Here is a 16887-nt window from a genome sequence, read left to right on the forward strand (position 1 = left end):
CGGCGCGTCGCTGATCGCGAGCGCCGATGCGCCGCGTCACACCGCGGTGACCCAAAGCGGTACTACGGGCAGTAGCCCGACGACTCCGGTGCTCAGCCGTCCGGTGCCCGAGCCGGTGTTGCCGTTCAACGCGAAGCTGACGTCCACGAACATCCCGGTCCCCGGCGGGGGCGTCCGCAGCGGCGCGTGCAGCGGCTCGCTCGTCGCGCCTCAGTGGGTCGTGACGGCCGGGCACTGCTTCCACGACGTCAACGACGTCCGGGTCGGCGGCCGGCCGCGCTACGACATGACCGTGACGCTCGGGAAGCTCAAGGACAGCGACACCGGCGGCGAGTCGGCGCAGGTGGTCGACGTCCGGCAGTCCGCGCTCAACGACCTCGCCGTGATCAAGCTCAGCAAGCCGATCACCGGCATCACCCCGCTGGAACTGGCCGACGAGCCGCCGGCGAAGGGGCAGCCGCTCAAGTTCGCCGGCTGGGGGTCGGTGTCGGCCACCGTCGTCGCGCCGTCCGACCACCTCAAGCGCGGGGCGTTCACCGTCGCGAAGATCCGGCAGACCACCCTCGAAGCCGCGCCGGTCGTGACGCGGACCGTCGAGAACAGCCCGTGCAAGGACGATTCGGGCGGCCCGTTCTTCACTTCCGCAGACGACCGCACCGGCACCCTGGTGGCGATCGTCAACGACGGGCCGGCGTGCCCCCAGCCCGGTCTCGAGGTCATCGCCCGGGTCGACGTCGTGGCCAACTGGATCCACCAGCAGATCAACGAGGGCTGATCAGCGCGCGTACTTCCCGACGAAGCTGCCGCAGGTCACCGCTTGCCCGGTGAGCTTCGCCTGGATCGCCTTCTCCAGCCCGAGGTAGTCGAAGACCGGTGTGTCGAGCGGGATCCGCGCCGGCACCGGGCCGCCGGTGGCGAGCTGCCGGATCGAGTCCGTCTGGAACAGCACCAGGTAGTCGCCTTCGCGGTTGAGGTCGCCGGCCTCGGCCAGCATGCGCTGCGGCGCGTCGCCGACGATCTCCAGCGGCAGCGGCCACTCCAGCGGGAACGGGTTGCGCAGCCCGAACGCCGGGTAGGCGAACGAGCTGTCCGGCAGGATCGCCGTCCGGCCCGCCGGGAACTCCGCCAGGCAGTCGCGGATCTGCCGGACGTAGGTGAACGTCGAGGGGTTGGTGCGGATCCCGCTCATCGCCGGGGTCACCGCGCCGAGGTCCTCGGTCAGCTTGTCGTGGCTCAGGTCGAGGTAGGCCGCCTCGTCGTGGCGCGCGACGACGACCCAGCCGCACACCGCCACCGCCGTCAGCCCCGCCGTCGCCGTCACCCAGCGCCGCGCCAGCCGCGGCCGCGGCGGGACCACCGCGCTCAGCAGCAGCAACGCCGTCAGCGCGAGCGTCCCGGTGAGCAGCGTCGGCGTGTCATTGCCCCAGGACAGGCTGGTCATGAACCCGGTCGCGAGCACCAGCAGCCCGGCCCACGGCACCTTGCGCGTCACGGCCGCGTTGACCAGCACGCTCACCGCGACGATCCACCACAGCACGTCCGCCCAGCGCGACGAGCCGGTGAACCGGCCGTCGACCACGGTCAGGACCACGGCCGTCGCGCCGGCCAGCACCAGCACCCAGGACGCCACCCGGCCGGCCACGCCGAGCCGGTCGCCCGGCAGCCGGACCGCGAGCAGCACCACCGAGATCGCGGCGAAGAAGCTCAGCTCCCGCACCGGCGCCCGGGTCAGCACCTCCGGGTCGTCCAGCCACAGCCCGAGCAGCCGCTCGCCGTAGGCGGGGACGCCGCCGGTCAGCTGCTCGACCATCTCCGCGAAGCCGCCGCCCAGGCTCACCCAGGCCACGTACGCCAGCCCGGGCGCGCCGAGCGCGAGGAGGTCGAGGACCAGGCGGCGCCACCAGCGGGCCGCCCGCAGCGCGCCGGACCGCGTCGCCGGGTGCAACAGCAGCCAGAAGACGCCGATCACGGCCGCCAGCGCGAAGCTCTGCTTGACGAACACCGCGCAGCCGAGCAGCGCCAGGCCGCCGCGCCGGGCGAGCGCGTGGCCGCCGCGCAGCCCGGCGTCCAGGGCCCAGGCGCCGCACGCGGTGAGCGCGATGCCGTCCACCGTGTGCCAGGCCATCAGCGGGAACGCGTTGAGGTTGATCAGCGACGCCGCCGCGACCATCGCGGTCATGCCCGGCCCCCAGGCCAGCACCCGGCGGCGGGTGACCAGTGCCGCGAAGGCGATGGTCGCCACGATGATCTCGATCATCGACAGGAAGCTCGACCCGAAGAAGAGCGGCATCGGCAAGGCGAAGTCGACGACGTGCAGGACCGCGGAACCGAGCGGGCGCGCGGAGATGATCTCGGCGTGCGGGATTTCCCCCTGCAGCACCCGCCACGCCTGGGCGAGGATGAAGCCCTGGTCGGAGGGGTGGAAACCGAAGCGGCCGACGCGGAGTTCGGTGGCCAGCGCGAGCAGCACGACCCAGGTGGCGTGCGCGCTCCAGCGCAGCAGCGGCCGGGAGAGCGCCGCGGGTGCGTCGTCCGGGGAGGCGGTGGCGCGCACCGGACTCGCCACGTCCACCCCTGCCCGCCTTCCACCGATCACACCCGGGAAGCGATGGTAGCGGCCGGGGTCACCACCGGGATGAACAGCACCACCGGGCCCGCCCGGTCCGCCCGGCCTGGGACGACGTGGGCCTCAAGTCCGTGAAGGCCTCCTTGAGGGACTCAGAGTCCCTCAAGGAGGCCTTCACGGACTTGGTGAGTGTCACCCGGTCGTGGTGCGGGCGGTGCCGATCGCGGCGGTCTGATCCGCGGCGGCGGTGCGTTCCCCAGTACTGCGTTCCGGCATTTCGAACTCCCCAGTTCACGCTCGTCCTGATGAATGAGACTCGCGCGAGGGTAGAAGTACCGTCGCCGCGGTGCCAGGGTTTTGCCGGAATTCGCACCGATCACGCACGACGGCGCCAGATTGTGCGGGTGATCGCCGCCGCGACGGCCGCGGGCGCGGGCCGGCCCGGCAGCCCGCGGGCCTCCGGCGCCGACTCCCGCGTCGCCCGGTGGGCGAGGTGCGCGGCGAACCGGGAGAGCCGCGGCGCGACGAACGTCGCGATCTCCGCGGCCCGTCCTTCGGGGAGGCTGAGGATCGCGGGACGTTCTTCGAGGGCCTTGACGACGAGCGCGGCCGCGCGTTCCGGGCTGCTCGACGGGATCCCGCGGTAGCCGGTCGGCGCGATCATCGGCGTCCGCACCAGCGGCATCCGGACCGAGGTGAAGGTGACGCCGTCCGAGAGCGTCTCGCGCCCGGCGGCCAGCCCGAACTCCTCCAGCGCCGCCTTCGAAGCCAGGTAGGCGGAGAAGCGCGGGGTGTCGGTCTGCAAGCCCATGGTGGTGACGTTGACGACGTGCCCGAAGCGCCGCTGCGCCATCGACGGCAGCAGCCCGAGGATGAGCCGGACCGGGCCGAAGTAGTTGATCGCCATCGTGCGCTCGTAGTCGTGGAACCGTTCCGTGGACAGCGAAACCGAGCGCCGGATCGACCGGCCGGCGTTGTTGACCAGCATGTCGACCGCGCCGTGGTCGCTGAGCACGTCCTTGACCAGCGCGTCGACCGCGTCGCCGTCGGTGAGGTCGCACGGGTACGCCGCCGCGACGCCGCCGGCGGCCGTGATCTCGCCACGGACGTCGTCGAGCTCGTCGGCGCGCCGGGCCACGAGGATCACCTTCGCGCCCTTGCGCGCGATGGCGAGCGCCGACGCGCGGCCGATGCCGGACGACGAGCCGGTGACCAGCACCGTCCGCCCGGCCAGGCCGTGGGTGCGGCGGGCGCGGTCGGGGTCGAGGTGCGCCCGCCAGAAGCGGTAGAGCGGGGCGGCGTAGTCGCGCAGTTCCGGGAGCTGGATGCCGCTGCCGAAGAGCGCCGTCGTCGTGCGCGCGGTGTCGAAGACGACTTCGGTGCTCAAGTGCGGCAGGACTTCGAGCGGCACGCCCAGCTCGTCGAGGACGGCGGCCCGCGTGGCCCGCCCGCCGGGTACCCGGTCGACCCCGGCGGCGGCCGCGTGCGCGAGCCGGGTGCCCGCACGGCGAAGCACGTTCGACGGCTTCGCGGGCAGCACGGCGCGGATCGTGGGCCCGCCCGCGACGCGCGCGAAGGCGTTGTAGACGGAGTTCAGCGACTGCGGGTGGGCGGCGGCGAGGTGGTAGGTCGCCCCGGACGGCGCGTCCCGGTGCATCAGGAACTCCATCGCCTCGACGACGTAGTCGACCGGCACGAGGTTGGTCGCGCCGAGGTCGGGCGCGGCCAGCGGGAGCCGCCGGGGCAGGGCCGCCAGCCGCGAGATCGCGGGCAGGAAGTAGTACGGGCCGTCGATCTTGTCCATCTCGCCGGTGCGCGAGTCGCCGACGACGGCCGAGGGCCGGTAGACGCGGTGGGGCAGCGGCTGCTCGCGGACGAGTTTCTCGGCCTGGAACTTCGTCGCGTGGTACGGCGACCCGAAGTGCTGGCCGAGGTCGAAGTCGGCCTCGGTGAAGCGCCCGGCGTGATCCCCCGCGACGGCGATCGACGAAACGTGGTGCACGAGTCCGGCCCCGGCCGCCGCGGCGAAGGCGAGCAGGTGCCGGGTGCCCTCGACGTTGGCGCGCCGGTTGGCCTCCTCGTCCGCGGTGAAGTCGTAGACCGCGCCGAGGTGGACGACGTGATCGAGGTGCGGCAGCCCGGCGGCGTCGACGCCGAGCCGCGGCTCGGTCAGGTCGCCGACGACCGGATGCAGCTTGTCCGCGTTCTCCCAGCCCCGCGCGAGCACGGACAGCCGCTCCCGGGAAGTCTCACGCACCAGTGCGTACACGGCGGACGTCTCCGGCCGCCGCAACAGGCGGGCGACCAGGCGCTTCCCGAGGAAACCCGTCGCGCCCGTCACGAAGTAGGTGGTCATGGCCGGCCCCTTGCACTCGTCGTGGTGGGCCGACTCTAACCTACTGAAAAGTAGGAACGGTAGTTGTCAGGTTTCCACCTTGTCGTCGGCGGTCGCCACGATGGCGTCACGCAAGGCGGCCCGCAGCCGTCCGACGTCCAGCGGCCCGAGCACCGCCGCCTCGCCCGGTGGCGCGACGAGCACCACCTTGTCGTTGCTGACGAACACCGTCACGTCCCTGCGCCTGCCGGCCAGATCCCGGCAGGTGACCGACCATTCGCCCCGACTCATGGTCGCCGCCTCCGATTCCCTCGACGTTCTGCTTCGTGCGGGGGTGGGAGGACCGCGCCACGGGGCCATGACGCCGGTTCACCCGATTTGCCTACCCGCGAGTTTTCCCTTGCGGAACGAGAGGTTCCGGCGTACCGGGATGTGGTGCGGCGGGTTCGGGAGTAGGTTCGCGCCAGGATTTGCTGTCGCCGGTGGAGGTCAAGGATGTCGGAGCCGCGGAAGATCGTCGTCGTCGGAGCGGGCCTGGGCGGTGCGTCCGCCGCGGCCGCGTTGCGCGAACGCGGTTATCCCGGCGAAATCCTGCTCATGGGGTCCGATCCGCACCGGCCGTACGAGCTGCCGCCGCTGTCCAAGGGCGTGCTGCTCGGCACCACGGACGAACCCGACTGGGTGCACGAAGAGAAGTTCTACGCGGAGAAGGACATCCGGTTCACCCCCGGCGTCACCGCGACGCGCGTCGAGCTGGGCGCGCGGCTGGTGCTGGACGACGCGGGCGGCGAGCACCGCTACGACCGGCTCGTGCTGGCCACCGGCTCGCGGCCGCGCTCCCTGCCGGTGCCCGGTGGCGACCTGCCCGGCCTCTACACCCTGCGTAGTCTCGACGACGCGCTCAAGCTGCGGTCCGCGTTCGCCGAGGCGGAACGCGTGGTCGTGATCGGCGCCGGCTGGATCGGCTCGGAAGCCGCCGCGGCCGCCCGCTCGCATGACGCGGACGTCACGGTGGTGGACCCGGTCGCGGTCCCGCTGGCGAACGTCATCGGCGAGAAGATCGGCGGCGTGTTCCGGGACCTGCACACCGAAAACGGCGTCCACTGGCGCCTGGGCGAGCAGGTCGCGGAGATCACCGGCGGCCCGGACGGCGTCCGCGGCGTCAAGCTGGGCAACGGCGACGAGCTGCTGGCCGATGTGGTCCTGGTGGCGGTCGGCGCGGCCCCGCGGGTCGAGCTGGCCCACGCGGCGGGCCTGGAGCTGTCCGACGACGGCGGCGTCTGCGTCGACGCGGGCCTGCGCACGGCGGCCCCGGACGTCTACGCGGTCGGCGACATCGCGGCCCACTTCCACCCGCGCTACGGCCGCCGGATCCGCGTGGAGCACTGGTCGAACGCGAAGGACCAGGGCACGCACGTGGCGCAGAACCTGCTGGGGGAGAACGAGCCTTACCTGGCGTCGCCGTACTTCTTCACCGACCAGTACGACCTGGGCTGCGAGTACCGCGGCCTGGCCGACCCGGCGGCGGACGAGCTGGTGGTGCGCGGAGACCTCGCGTCGCGGGAGTTCACGGCGTTCTGGCTCCGCGACGGCGAAGTGGCGGCGGCGATGAACGTGAACATGTGGGACGACGGCGACGCCCTCTCGGCCTTGGTCGACGGCCGCACGAAGGTGACGGCGGAGCAGCTCAAGACGGCGGACCTGGCGTCGCTCACCTGACACCGAGACGGCGCCGGATCAGGGTGTCGAGCTGTCGCCACGCGGGAGACGACGCGTTGACCGCGCCCTGGACCAGGCCCGGGATCGCCGGGTCGCCGTACGCCGGGAGGTCGTCGCCGTAGCGCGCGTGCGTGGCGGCGACGATCCCGTCCGCGAGCTCGGCGAGCCGCGGGTCGGCGGGGTCGAGGTCGTACGCCCGGTCGTAGGCGAGGAACAGCTCGCGCTGGACCGGGTCGGTGAGCATCGCGGCCTGGTCGTCGAACGCGGCGCGCGCCGCGGCGGGGTGGGTGGCGAACACCAGGAGCCACAAGTCGCGCAGCAGCGCCACCCAGCGCTCGCTGAAGCCGAAGCGGGTGAACTGCTCGAGGACGCCGGTGACTTCGGCCGGCAGCGCGGGCAGGCGGTCGTCGGCGAGCTGGCGGAGACGTCCTCGGGTGGCGCGCAGGCTTTCGATGCGGGCGGCGAGGTCGGTGTCGATCCGGTCCAGCGCCCGCCGGAACTCGTCGCCGGTGGCGGACCGGAGCTCGCGGATGCGGGCCAGCGGCACGCCGGCCTCGGCCAGCGTGCGGATCTTGATCAGGTCGACGGCGTGCTCGGCGCTGTAGCGCCGGTAGCCGGACGCGTCGCGTTCCGGCTCGGGCAGCAGGCCTTTGGCGTGGTAGACGCGGATCGTCTTGGTCGTCACCCCGACGTACCCGGCGAGCTGTCCGATGGTGAGCATCCCGCCATGATCCCCCTTGACCTTGCCCCAGGGGCAACGTCGGACGATGTCGGCATGGCGGACTACGAGACTCTGCGCGCGCTGGCCGACGAGGGCAACGAAACCGCGCTGGACCGGCTGGCCGAGCTGGCCGACGCCCGCGGCGACCTGGCCGAGCTGAGCGAGCTGCTCGACGAAGGCTGCGAGCACGCCGGGCGCCTGCTCACCCGGCACGCGGTCGCGGCGGGCGACCTCCTGGAACTGCAGCGCATCTCCGACGCCGGTTACGACGGCGCGGGCGCGGAGCTGGAACGGCTGCTGCGCGACGAACGGTCGTGAGTGATCAGGGGGTTAGAACCGCCCTAAACACTCACGACAACCCGCACCGGCCGCGTCAGGACCGAGAACGCCAGCAGCGCCAGCACCGCGAACCCCGCGATGGTCGCCGCCATCGGGACCGCCGTCCCCGGCCCGCCCAGGCCCACCAGCGGCGTCGCCACGCCGCCCACCACGAACTGCAGCACCCCCAGCAACGCCGACGCCGCGCCCGCCGAGCGCGCGTGTTCGGCCAGGGCCAGCGAACTCGCGTTCGGCATCACCAGGCCGATGCTCGACACCAGCAGGAACAGCGACACGAGCAACGCCGCCAGCGGCAGGTGCGCCCACGCCGACAGCAGCACCAGCAGGCCGGCCACCGCTCCGAGGAGGAGGCCGGCCCGCAGCAGGGCGCGCTCGGAAATCCGCCCGACCAGCCGGCCGTTCAGCTGACCCGCCAGCACGATGCCGACGCCGTTGACGCCGAACACCACGCTGTACGCCTGCGGGCTCAACCCGTACACGCCCTGCAGCGCGAACGACGACCCCGAGATGTAGGCGAACATCGACGCGAACAGCAGGCCGGACGCCAGCGCGTAACCCGCGAACGTCCGGTCCACCACCAGCCGTCCGTACGTCTTCATCACCCGGCCCAGCCGCGCGGGCGAGCGCCGGGAAGCCGGCAGCGGCTCCGGGAGCGCGAAAGCCACCACGGCCAGCAGCACCGCCCCGAACACCGTCAGCACCACGAACACCCCGCGCCAGGACGTCCAGTTGAGCAGCTGCCCGCCGATCAGCGGCGCGAGGATCGGGGCCAGGCCGCTGACCAGCATCAGCGTCGAGAAGAACTTCGTCATCGCGGTGCCGGAGTACAGGTCGCGCACGGTGGCGCGGGCGATCACGATGCCCGCGGCGGCGCCGAGGGATTGCACGCCCCGCGCGGCGACCAGCAGCCACGCGTCCGGGCTGACCGCGCACAGCACCGAGCCCACGACGTACAGGACCAGCCCGACGAGCAGCGGGCCGCGGCGGCCGAGCGCGTCCGACAGCGGCCCGAGCACCAGCTGGCCCAGCGCGAGGCCGACGATGAACGCGCTGAGCGTCAGCTGCACCGTCGTGTCCGCGGCGTGGAGGTCGCCCGCCATCTGCGGCAGCGCGGGCAGGTACATGTCGATGGACAGGGGGCCGAACGCCGAGAGGCCGCCCAGGATCAGCACGAACTTCAGCTGCGCGCGCCGGGTGGGCGCGGTAGGTTCCGCCGTGTCGGTCATCGGCCTCCTCAGGTCACTCACGGAGCAGCGACGCGGTCCTCGAGCCTATTCCGGCTGTGACTGGTGACACCCCGTGCTCGAATGACTCGTGCCCGGCACTGATCCGACCAATTTCGAGCCGATTGTGCGACGGCTCTGGATTGGAGACCTCGTCTGCGATATACATCGGATGTCTGGTCGTGTCGGTGAAGGGAACATCCGTGCAGCTTGTACGCCTCGGTGAGCCGGGAAGTGAGCGTCCGTTCGTCCGCGCCGACGACGGCACGACCTACGGGCTGAGCGGGCTGACCGCCGACATCGACGGCGGGTTCCTCGCCACCGGCGGCGTTGCCCGCGTGGCCGCCGCGCTCGCCGCCGGAGAGCTGCCGGAGGAAGACGTCACGGGCCTGCGGATCGGTTCGCCGATCGCCCAGCCGGGCAAGGTCGTCTGCATCGGGATGAACTACCGCCGCCACGCCGAGGAGACCGGCGCGACGCCGCCCACCGAGCCCGTCGTGTTCATGAAGGCGCCGGACGTCGTGGTCGGCCCCGGCGACGACGTCCTCATCCCGCGCAAGTCGGTCAGCACCGACTGGGAGGTCGAGCTGGGCGTCGTCATCGGCAAGACCGCCCGCTACCTCGACAGCGTCGACGAGGCCTTGGACCACGTCGCCGGCTACGTCGTCTCGAACGACGTCTCCGAGCGCGCGCTCCAGTTCAGCACCGCCCAGTGGGACAAGGGCAAGTCCTGCGAGAACTTCAACCCGCTCGGCCCGGCGCTCGTGCCCGCGGCCGAAGTGCCCGACCCGCAGGACCTCGGCCTGCGGCTGTGGGTCAACGGCGAGAAGAAACAGGACTCCTCGACCAAGGACATGATCTTCAGCGTGGCCGAGATCATCCACCACCTGAGCCAGGTGATGGTGCTGCGCCCGGGCGACCTGATCAACACCGGCACCCCCGAAGGTGTCGCGCTCGGCCAGCCCGACCCGAAGCCCTACCTGCGCGACGGCGACGTGATCGAGCTGGAGATCGACGGCCTCGGCCGGCAGCGCCAGAGCGCGAGGCAGGCCTGACCATGGCGAAGATCATCGGCATGGAGGTCCTGGACGTCCGGTTCCCGACGTCGCGGGAGCTCGACGGCTCGGACGCGATGAACCCCGACCCGGACTACTCGGCCGCTTACGTCGTGCTGCACACCGACGGCGGCCCGGACGGCTACGGCCTCGCGTTCACCATCGGCCGCGGCAACGACGTCCAGGCCGCCGCGATCCGCGCGCTCGCGCCGCACGTCGTCGGCCGGGACGTGCCGGCCGACGCGGCCGCGCTCGGCGACCTGTCGCGCACGCTCGTCGGCGACTCGCAGTTCCGCTGGCTGGGCCCGGAAAAGGGCGTCGCGCACATGGCGGTCGGCGCGGTCGTCAACGCCGCCTGGGACCTCGCCGCGCGCCGCGCCGCGCTGCCCGTCTGGAAGTTCGCGGCCCGCATGACGCCCGAGGAACTCGTCGGCCTCGTCGACTTCCGCTACCTGAGTGACGCGCTCACCGAGGCCGAAGCCCTGGACATCCTGCGTGCCGCCGAGCCCGGCCGGGCCGAGCGGATCGCGCAGCTTGAAGCGCACGGCTACCGCGCCTACAGCACGTCGCCCGGCTGGCTCGGGTACGCCGACACGAAGCTGGTCCGGCTGGCCGAACAGGCCGTCGTGGACGGCTTCGACATGATCAAGCTCAAGGTCGGCGGCAACCTCGACGACGACGTCCGGCGGATGAAGCTCGCCCGCGAAACCGTCGGCGACGACATCCGCATCGCCGTCGACGCCAACCAGCGCTGGGACGTCTCCGCCGCGATCACCTGGATGACCGCGCTCGCGCCGTACGACCCGTACTGGATCGAGGAACCGACGTCGCCGGACGACATCCTCGGGCACGCCGCCATCGCGAAAGCGCTTGCACCGATCCGCGTGGCCACCGGCGAGCACGTCCAGAACCGGGTGATGTTCAAGCAGCTCCTGCAGGCGAACGCGATTTCGGTGCTGCAGCTGGACGCCGCCCGCGTCGGCGGGTTCAACGAGAACCTCGCGATCCTGTTGCTGGCCGCCAAGTTCGGCGTCCCGGTGTGCCCGCACGCCGGCGGCGTCGGGCTCTGCGAACTGGTCCGGCACCTGTCGCTGTTCGACTTCGTGGCCGTGTCCGCCACCGACACCGACCGCACCATCGAGTGGGTCGATCACCTGCACGAGCACTTCACCGACCCGGCCGTCGTACAGCGCGGCCGGTACCTCGCCCCGACCGCCCCCGGGTTCTCCGCGCGCATGCACGACGCCACGCTGCGCCGGTTCCGCTTCCCGGACGGTCCCGAGTGGACGGAGACCGCAAGTGAGTGAATTCGAGGGTCTGGTGGCCGCTGTCACCGGAGGCGCCTCGGGGATCGGCCTGGCGACGGCGACCCTGCTGGCCGAACGCGGCGCCCAGGTGGCAGTCCTGGATCTGAAACCTGGTGACGACGGCTTCCGGTGTGACGTCTCCTCGGACGACGACGTGCGCTCGGCCGTCGACGCCGTCGTGGACCGCTTCGGGCGCCTCGACATCCTCGTCAACAACGCCGGCATCGGCGCGCAGGGCGACGTCACCGCCAACGGCGACGACGAGTGGCACCGCGTGTTCGACGTCAACGTCGTCGGCATGGTCCGGCTCGCCCGGGCCGCCCTGCCGCACCTGAAGAACTCGCCGTCCGCGGCGATCGTCAACACCTGCTCCATCGCGGCCTGGGCGGGCCTGCCCAGCCGCGCGCTCTACTCGGCCACCAAGGGCGCGGTGCTCTCGCTGACCCTGGCCATGGCGACCGACCACCTGCCGGATCGGATCCGCGTCAACTGCGTGTGCCCGGGCACGGCGGACACCCCCTGGGTGGGCCGGCTGCTCGACTCCGCCACCGACCCGGCGGCCGAACGCGCGGCCCTCGCCGCCCGCCAGCCGATGGGCCGGCTGGTCACCGCCGACGAGGTGGCGAACGCGATCGTCTACCTCGCCAGCCCGCTTTCCGCGTCGACCACGGGCACCGCGCTCGCGGTCGACGGTGGCATGCACGGCCTGCGCCCGCGCGGGCCCGTGCAGCACGACTGAACAGACTTTTTCGCTGTCATCAAGGAGGATGCAGTGCACAACAGGGTGATCCAGGTGGCCGCCACGGCCGCCGTCTGCGGCCTGGTGCTGGCCGCCTGCGGGTCCACCAAGGACAATGCGGCCGCGCCGAGCGCGGGCGGGGGCGGCGCCGGCGGCAAGGTCGGCGCGACCCTGCCGCTGCTGACCTCGCCGTTCTGGCAGGCCTACAACAACTACGTCCCGCAGATGGCCAAGACCGAGGGCGTCGACGTCCTCCCGACGGTCAACGCCGACAGCGACCCGGCGAAGCTGATCACCGACATCGGCACCTTCCTCAACCAGGGCGTCAAGGGCCTGGTCGTGACGCCGCTGGACTCCGCGGCGATCGTCGCCGGGCTCAAGCAGGCGGAGAACAAGGGCGTGCCGGTGGTCGCGGTCGACGTCGCCCCCGAGAGCGGCAAGGTCGCGATGGTGGTGCGGGCCGACAACAAGGCCTACGGCACCAAGGCGTGCGACGCGATCGGCGAGAAGGTCAAGTCCGGCAAGGTCGTGCAGATCCAGGGTGACCTCGCCTCGGTCAACGGCCGCGACCGGTCGGAGGCCTTCAAGGCCTGCATGGCGCAGAAGTACCCGGGCATCCAGGTGCTGGACATCCCGGCCGAGTGGAAGGCCGACAAGGCGTCCTCCGGCCTGGACAGCATGCTGACGGCCAACCCGGACATCAAGGGCGTCTACATGCAGGCCGGCGGCGTCTACCTCGCCCCGACCCAGCAGGCGCTCAAGCGCAAGAACCTCTCCTTTCCGGTCGGCGACCCGAAGCACATCGTGCTCGTGTCCAACGACGGCATCCCGCAGGAGCTGGCCGCGATCCGGGCCGGCGAGCTGGACGCCACGGTGTCCCAGCCCGCCGACGCGTACGCGAAGTACGGCCTGTACTGGCTGAAGAAGGCCATGGCCGGCGAGACGTTCAAGCCGGGCCCGACCGACCACGGCAGCACCATCGTCGAGATCAGCCCCGGCATCCTCGAGGACCAGCTGCCCGCGCCCGTCATCACCAAGGCGAACGTGGACGACAAGGCCCTGTGGGGGAACAACCTGTGATCGCCCCGCCTGCCACCCCGGTGGTCGGCGCCCACGGCGTCGGCAAGCGCTACGGCCCCACCGTGGCGCTCCAGGACGTCAGCCTCGAGGTGCGTCCCGGCGAGTCCCACGCGCTCGTCGGGCGCAACGGGGCCGGCAAGTCGACCCTCGTCTCGATCCTCACCGGCCTGTCCGCCACGGACACCGGGCACGTCGAGTTCGGCGGCGAGCCGGCCCCGCCCCTGACCAAGCAGGACGACTGGAAGGCGCGCGTGGCCTGCGTCTACCAGCACGCGATGGTCGTCCCGCAGCTCACGGTGGCCGAGAACCTGTTCCTGAACCGGCAGGCCGGCGGCGGGTTCTCGATCGGCTGGAAGAAGCTGCGGCGGCAGGCCGAAGAGCTGCTCGGCTCGTGGGACGTGCACGTCGACGTCGACACCCCGGCCGGCGAACTGTCGGTCGAGGACCGGCAGTTCGTCGAGATCGCCCGCGCCTTGTCCTACGGCGCCCGGTTCATCGTGCTCGACGAACCGACCGCGCAGCTGGACAAGCAGGCCATCGAGCGGCTCTTCGAGCGGATGCGCCAGATGCAGGCGGGCGGCGTGACGTTCCTGTTCATCTCGCACCACCTGCACGAGGTGTACGAGGTCTGCCAAGCCGTCACCGTGCTGCGCGACGCGAAACACGTCCTGACCGCCCCGGTCGCCGACGTCGGCCGCGCCGAGCTGGTCGACGCGATGACCGGCGAACCGGGCGGCCTGTCCGTCCGCGACGCCGCGACGCGCGAAGCCCTGGAGGCGGACGCGCCGGAGATCCTCGCGGTCGAGCGCTTGTCCGGTGACGGCTTCTCGGACGTCTCGTTCCGGCTCCACCGGGGCGAGGTCGTCGGGCTCGCGGGCAGCAACGCCAGCGGGAAGCACCAGGTCGCCGAGACGGTCTACGGCCTGCGGACACCGGCCGCGGGCACCGTCCGCGTCGACGGCAAACCGTTGCGGCCGGGCGACATCCCGGCGGCGCTCAAGGCCGGGATCGGCTGCGTGCCGCGCGACCGGCACCACGAAGGCCTGGTGCTGGAGCACCCGATCATGGACAACGCCACCCTGTCCATTTTGGACAAAATGGGCCGCGGCGGGATCGCCTCGCCGAAGACGCGGTTCACCAAGGCGTCCCAGGCGTTGAAGGACTACGGCATCGTCGCCGCGAGCGCCGAGCAGCCGGTGTCCGACCTGTCCGGCGGCAACCAGCAGAAGGTCGTCCTCGCGCGGGCGCTGGCCGGCGACCCGCGGGTCGTGGTGCTGATCAACCCGACCGCCGGCGTGGACGTGAAGTCGAAGGAGGCGCTGCTCGCGGTCGTCGACCGGGTGCGCGCCGAGGGCAAGGCGGTGCTGATCGTCAGCGACGAGCTCGACGACCTGCGCCTGAGCGACCGGGTCCTGGTGCTGCGCGCCGGGGCCGTGGTCGCCGAGCACCAGGCCGGGTGGTCCGACGGCGACCTCGTGGCCGACATCGAAGGAGTCGAGCTTTCGTGACCGACGTGATGACCGATCCGCAGACGGAGCTGCCCGCCCCACCCCGGCGTCGCAAAGCCGGCTGGCTGCGAGAACTCGCGCTGCTGCCCGCGCTCATCGTGGTGTTCGTCATCGGCGGCCTGGTCGACGACACGTTCGTCGGCTGGAGCAACATCGTCAGCATCCTGACCGCGTCGGCGGCGCTGTCGCTGGTCGTGCTCGGCGAGTCATTGGTGCTGATCACCGGGAAGTTCGACCTGTCGCTGGAATCCACCATGGGTCTGGCGCCCGCGCTCGGCGCGATGGTGGTCATCCCGGCGGCTTCGGCCGGCTTCGGCGTCGAACTGCCCACCGCGATCGGCCTGCTGGTGATCCCGCTGTGCGGCGCGCTAGTCGGGTTCGTCAACGGCTTCCTGATCGTGAAGCTGAAGCTGAACGCCTTCATCGTGACGTTGGCGATGCTCACCGTGCTGCGCGGCGTGCAGGTCGGCTCGACCAAGGGCAAGACGCTGTTCAACCTGCCGGACTCGTTCACGAACCTGGCGACCACGACGTTCGCCGGGCTGCCGATGTCCGTGTGGCTGGCGGCGGTGCTGTTCGCGATCGCCGGCTGGGTGCTGCGCTACCACCGCGTCGGCCGCGCGCTGTACGCGATCGGCGGCAACCGCGAAGCCGCGCGGGCGGCCGGTGTGCGCGTCGACCGGATCGCGTGGGCGGTGTTCGTCGTCGCCGGCATCCTCGCGGCGATCGGCGGGCTCGCGTACACCGGTTACGTCGGTGCGCTGGGCGCGAACCAGGGCTCCGGGCTGATCCTGCAGGTCTTCGCGGCCGCGGTGATCGGCGGCGTCTCCCTCGACGGCGGCAAGGGCACGCTCGTCGGCGCGCTGACCGGCGTCCTGCTGCTGTCTTCGGTGTCCAGCCTGCTCAACTACGCGCACGTGTCGGCGGAGTGGCAGGGGGCCATCTACGGCGCCATCATCCTGGTCGCGCTGATCATCGCCCGGTATGCCGGCGGCAAACCCCAGACCTGAGCCCAAAAGCGTGATCATCCGACGTTCCATGGTCTGCCGCGGCTCTCGTGAGTGTTTAGGGCGGTTCTAACCGCCCTAAACACTCACGAGGCTGGGGGACGAGGAGGAGGTGCCGTGCGGTCAGGAGGCTTCCGCGGCGGGCAGGTCGGCGGCGGCGTCCGAGTCGGGCACCGTCGGGTCGTCGGCCGTGCCCAGTGCGTTGCGCAGCCACTGCTCCACGCCCGCGACGTGCACGGTCGCCCACGAGCGCGCCAGTTCCGGCTCGCGGGCCGCGATCGCCTCGTAGATCGCCGAGTGCTGTTCCCGGGTCTTCGCGACCGCCCCCTCCTGGGTGAGGCCGCGCCAGATCCGGGCACGGGCGGTCGGCCCGGAGAGGCTGTCGAGCAGCGAACAGAGCACCGGGTTGCCGGAGCCGTCGGCGATCTTGCGGTGGAACTGGAGGTCGTTGGCGACGAGGGCCTCGACGGTCGGCGAGTCGGCCAGCTCCCCGAGCAGGGTGCCCAGTTCCGCGATGTCGTCGTCACTCATGTGCAGCGCGGCCAGCGCGGTCGCGGCCGGTTCGAGGATCCGCCGCACGGCGAGGAAGTCGAGCACGGTGTCGTCGCGGTGGAAGTCGACCACGAACGTCATGGCGTCGAGCAGCAGGTTCGGCTCGAGGCTGGTGACGTACGTGCCGTCACCCTGGCGCACGTCGAGCACCCGGATCAGGCACAACGCCTTCACGGCCTCCCGCAGGGAGCTGCGCGAAAGCCCGAGCCGCTGGGCCAGCTCGGCCTCCTTCGGCAGCCGGTCGCCGGGCGCCAGCTCGCCGGTGATGATCATGTCCTTGATCTTGTCGATCGCGACATCGGTGACGGGCATCGTGTCCGCCCTTCCCTGCAACAGACCTCGGATGTTTGGGTGTTACTCCCCAGCGTGCCATGTCCCGGCGAAGGAGTGGTCATGACCCACGGTCCCGCACCACAAAGAGTGGCTCTCCACACGAAGCTGAAACCCGGCAAGGAGGCCGACTACGAGTCCGTCCACGCCGTGATCCCGCCCGAGCTGGACGTCGCGCTGCGCGAGGCCGGCGTCCGCACCTGGCGGATCTGGCGTAACGGTCTCGACCTGTTCCACGTCCTCGAAGTCGACGACTACGCGGCGATGCGGGCGGCCTTGCGGGAGCACCCCGCGAACGTCCCGTGGCAGGCCCGGATGGCCGAGCTGCTGGCCGTCGAGGACGACTACTCCGGCGACGACACCGGCATCGGGCTGGTCTGGGAACTGCCGGTGAAGGAGTGACCGC

16 protein-coding genes are annotated in these 16887 nt (G+C 71.6%); 10 read left to right on the plus strand and 6 right to left on the minus strand.

The features are described 5' to 3' along the window. The first annotated feature begins 88 nt into the window (after window positions 1-88). Window positions 89-775, plus strand: coding sequence for a S1 family peptidase (locus OHS18_RS40385; RefSeq protein ID WP_328443390.1), 687 nt, complete (start codon window positions 89-91; stop codon window positions 773-775). On the opposite strand, the gene OHS18_RS40390 is transcribed toward OHS18_RS40385, so the two are convergent. From OHS18_RS40390 to OHS18_RS40400, 3 genes are all read right to left on the minus strand, one after another. Continuing rightward, complete coding sequence (locus OHS18_RS40390; protein WP_328614336.1) at window positions 776-2572, minus strand: hypothetical protein; 1797 nt, start codon at window positions 2570-2572, stop codon at window positions 776-778. Between the two features lie 370 nt (window positions 2573-2942). Further along, a complete protein-coding gene (locus tag OHS18_RS40395) occupies window positions 2943-4922 on the minus strand; it encodes an SDR family oxidoreductase (protein ID WP_328614337.1) in 1980 nt (659 codons plus the stop codon). Window positions 4923-4988: 66 nt separating this feature from the next. Then, window positions 4989-5192: a hypothetical protein gene (locus tag OHS18_RS40400; RefSeq protein WP_247062208.1), complete on the minus strand. Its 204-nt coding sequence runs from the start codon at window positions 5190-5192 to the stop codon at window positions 4989-4991. Between the two features lie 204 nt (window positions 5193-5396). On the opposite strand from OHS18_RS40400, the gene OHS18_RS40405 reads away from it, so the two are divergent. Beyond that, window positions 5397-6620: an NAD(P)/FAD-dependent oxidoreductase gene (locus tag OHS18_RS40405; RefSeq protein ID WP_328443380.1), complete on the plus strand. Its 1224-nt coding sequence runs from the start codon at window positions 5397-5399 to the stop codon at window positions 6618-6620. On the opposite strand, the gene OHS18_RS40410 is transcribed toward OHS18_RS40405, so the two are convergent. Further along, window positions 6613-7341, minus strand: a complete 729-nt coding sequence (locus OHS18_RS40410; RefSeq protein WP_328614338.1) for a MerR family transcriptional regulator — start codon at window positions 7339-7341, stop codon at window positions 6613-6615. The two genes, OHS18_RS40405 and OHS18_RS40410, sit on opposite strands and share 8 nt — an antisense overlap. 54 nt (window positions 7342-7395) lie before the next feature. Between OHS18_RS40410 and OHS18_RS40415 the strand changes: the two genes are divergently transcribed. Beyond that, complete coding sequence (locus OHS18_RS40415; protein WP_328443376.1) at window positions 7396-7659, plus strand: hypothetical protein; 264 nt, start codon at window positions 7396-7398, stop codon at window positions 7657-7659. A gap of 23 nt (window positions 7660-7682) precedes the next feature. Here the strand turns inward: OHS18_RS40415 and OHS18_RS40420 are convergent, their stop codons facing one another. Beyond that, window positions 7683-8906 (minus strand): multidrug effflux MFS transporter, encoded by a 1224-nt coding sequence (locus tag OHS18_RS40420; RefSeq protein ID WP_328614339.1) that lies wholly within the window; start codon window positions 8904-8906, stop codon window positions 7683-7685. A gap of 200 nt (window positions 8907-9106) precedes the next feature. Between OHS18_RS40420 and OHS18_RS40425 the strand changes: the two genes are divergently transcribed. The 6 genes from OHS18_RS40425 to OHS18_RS40450 are packed head-to-tail and all read left to right on the plus strand — an operon-like array spanning window position 9107 to window position 15602. After that, on the plus strand, window positions 9107-9958 hold the full coding sequence (locus OHS18_RS40425) for a fumarylacetoacetate hydrolase family protein (protein WP_328614340.1): 852 nt from the start codon (window positions 9107-9109) through the stop codon (window positions 9956-9958). Between the two features lie 2 nt (window positions 9959-9960). After that, window positions 9961-11265, plus strand: a complete 1305-nt coding sequence (locus tag OHS18_RS40430) for an enolase C-terminal domain-like protein (RefSeq protein WP_328614341.1) — start codon at window positions 9961-9963, stop codon at window positions 11263-11265. Then, complete coding sequence (locus tag OHS18_RS40435) at window positions 11258-12004, plus strand: SDR family NAD(P)-dependent oxidoreductase (RefSeq protein ID WP_328614342.1); 747 nt, start codon at window positions 11258-11260, stop codon at window positions 12002-12004. Before OHS18_RS40430 ends, OHS18_RS40435 begins: the two co-directional genes overlap by 8 nt. A 45-nt stretch (window positions 12005-12049) precedes the next feature. Next, the gene (locus tag OHS18_RS40440) at window positions 12050-13084 is read left to right on the plus strand and encodes a sugar ABC transporter substrate-binding protein (RefSeq protein WP_328618665.1); all 1035 of its coding nucleotides are present in this window, start codon (window positions 12050-12052) and stop codon (window positions 13082-13084) included. Further along, window positions 13081-14592 (plus strand): sugar ABC transporter ATP-binding protein, encoded by a 1512-nt coding sequence (locus OHS18_RS40445; RefSeq protein ID WP_328614343.1) that lies wholly within the window; start codon window positions 13081-13083, stop codon window positions 14590-14592. Before OHS18_RS40440 ends, OHS18_RS40445 begins: the two co-directional genes overlap by 4 nt. After that, entirely contained in the window at window positions 14589-15602 is a 1014-nt protein-coding gene (locus tag OHS18_RS40450; RefSeq protein WP_328443364.1) for an ABC transporter permease, read from the plus strand. Before OHS18_RS40445 ends, OHS18_RS40450 begins: the two co-directional genes overlap by 4 nt. Window positions 15603-15722: 120 nt before the next feature. On the opposite strand, the gene OHS18_RS40455 is transcribed toward OHS18_RS40450, so the two are convergent. Further along, window positions 15723-16463: a FadR/GntR family transcriptional regulator gene (locus tag OHS18_RS40455; protein ID WP_328443362.1), complete on the minus strand. Its 741-nt coding sequence runs from the start codon at window positions 16461-16463 to the stop codon at window positions 15723-15725. An 81-nt stretch (window positions 16464-16544) separates the two neighbouring features. Between OHS18_RS40455 and OHS18_RS40460 the strand changes: the two genes are divergently transcribed. Next, window positions 16545-16883, plus strand: a complete 339-nt coding sequence (locus OHS18_RS40460) for an L-rhamnose mutarotase (RefSeq protein WP_328614344.1) — start codon at window positions 16545-16547, stop codon at window positions 16881-16883. Window positions 16884-16887: the final 4 nt, after the last annotated feature.

The sequence above is a fragment of the Amycolatopsis sp. NBC_00355 genome (assembly GCF_036104975.1).
GTDB lineage: Bacteria > Actinomycetota > Actinomycetes > Mycobacteriales > Pseudonocardiaceae > Amycolatopsis.

What these genes read in the sequence shown, in the direction of transcription:
- OHS18_RS40400 (WP_247062208.1), bottom strand. Translation starts at nt 5,192, where the DNA reads ATGAGTCGGGGCGAATGGTCGGTCACCTGCCGGGATCTGGCCGGCAGG.
- OHS18_RS40405 (WP_328443380.1), top strand. Translation starts at nt 5,397, where the DNA reads ATGTCGGAGCCGCGGAAGATCGTCGTCGTCGGAGCGGGCCTGGGCGGT.
- OHS18_RS40430 (WP_328614341.1), top strand. Translation starts at nt 9,961, where the DNA reads ATGGCGAAGATCATCGGCATGGAGGTCCTGGACGTCCGGTTCCCGACG.
- OHS18_RS40460 (WP_328614344.1), top strand. Translation starts at nt 16,545, where the DNA reads ATGACCCACGGTCCCGCACCACAAAGAGTGGCTCTCCACACGAAGCTG.
- OHS18_RS40395 (WP_328614337.1), bottom strand. Translation starts at nt 4,922, where the DNA reads ATGACCACCTACTTCGTGACGGGCGCGACGGGTTTCCTCGGGAAGCGC.
- OHS18_RS40410 (WP_328614338.1), bottom strand. Translation starts at nt 7,341, where the DNA reads ATGCTCACCATCGGACAGCTCGCCGGGTACGTCGGGGTGACGACCAAG.
- OHS18_RS40415 (WP_328443376.1), top strand. Translation starts at nt 7,396, where the DNA reads ATGGCGGACTACGAGACTCTGCGCGCGCTGGCCGACGAGGGCAACGAA.
- OHS18_RS40455 (WP_328443362.1), bottom strand. Translation starts at nt 16,463, where the DNA reads ATGCCCGTCACCGATGTCGCGATCGACAAGATCAAGGACATGATCATC.
- OHS18_RS40420 (WP_328614339.1), bottom strand. Translation starts at nt 8,906, where the DNA reads ATGACCGACACGGCGGAACCTACCGCGCCCACCCGGCGCGCGCAGCTG.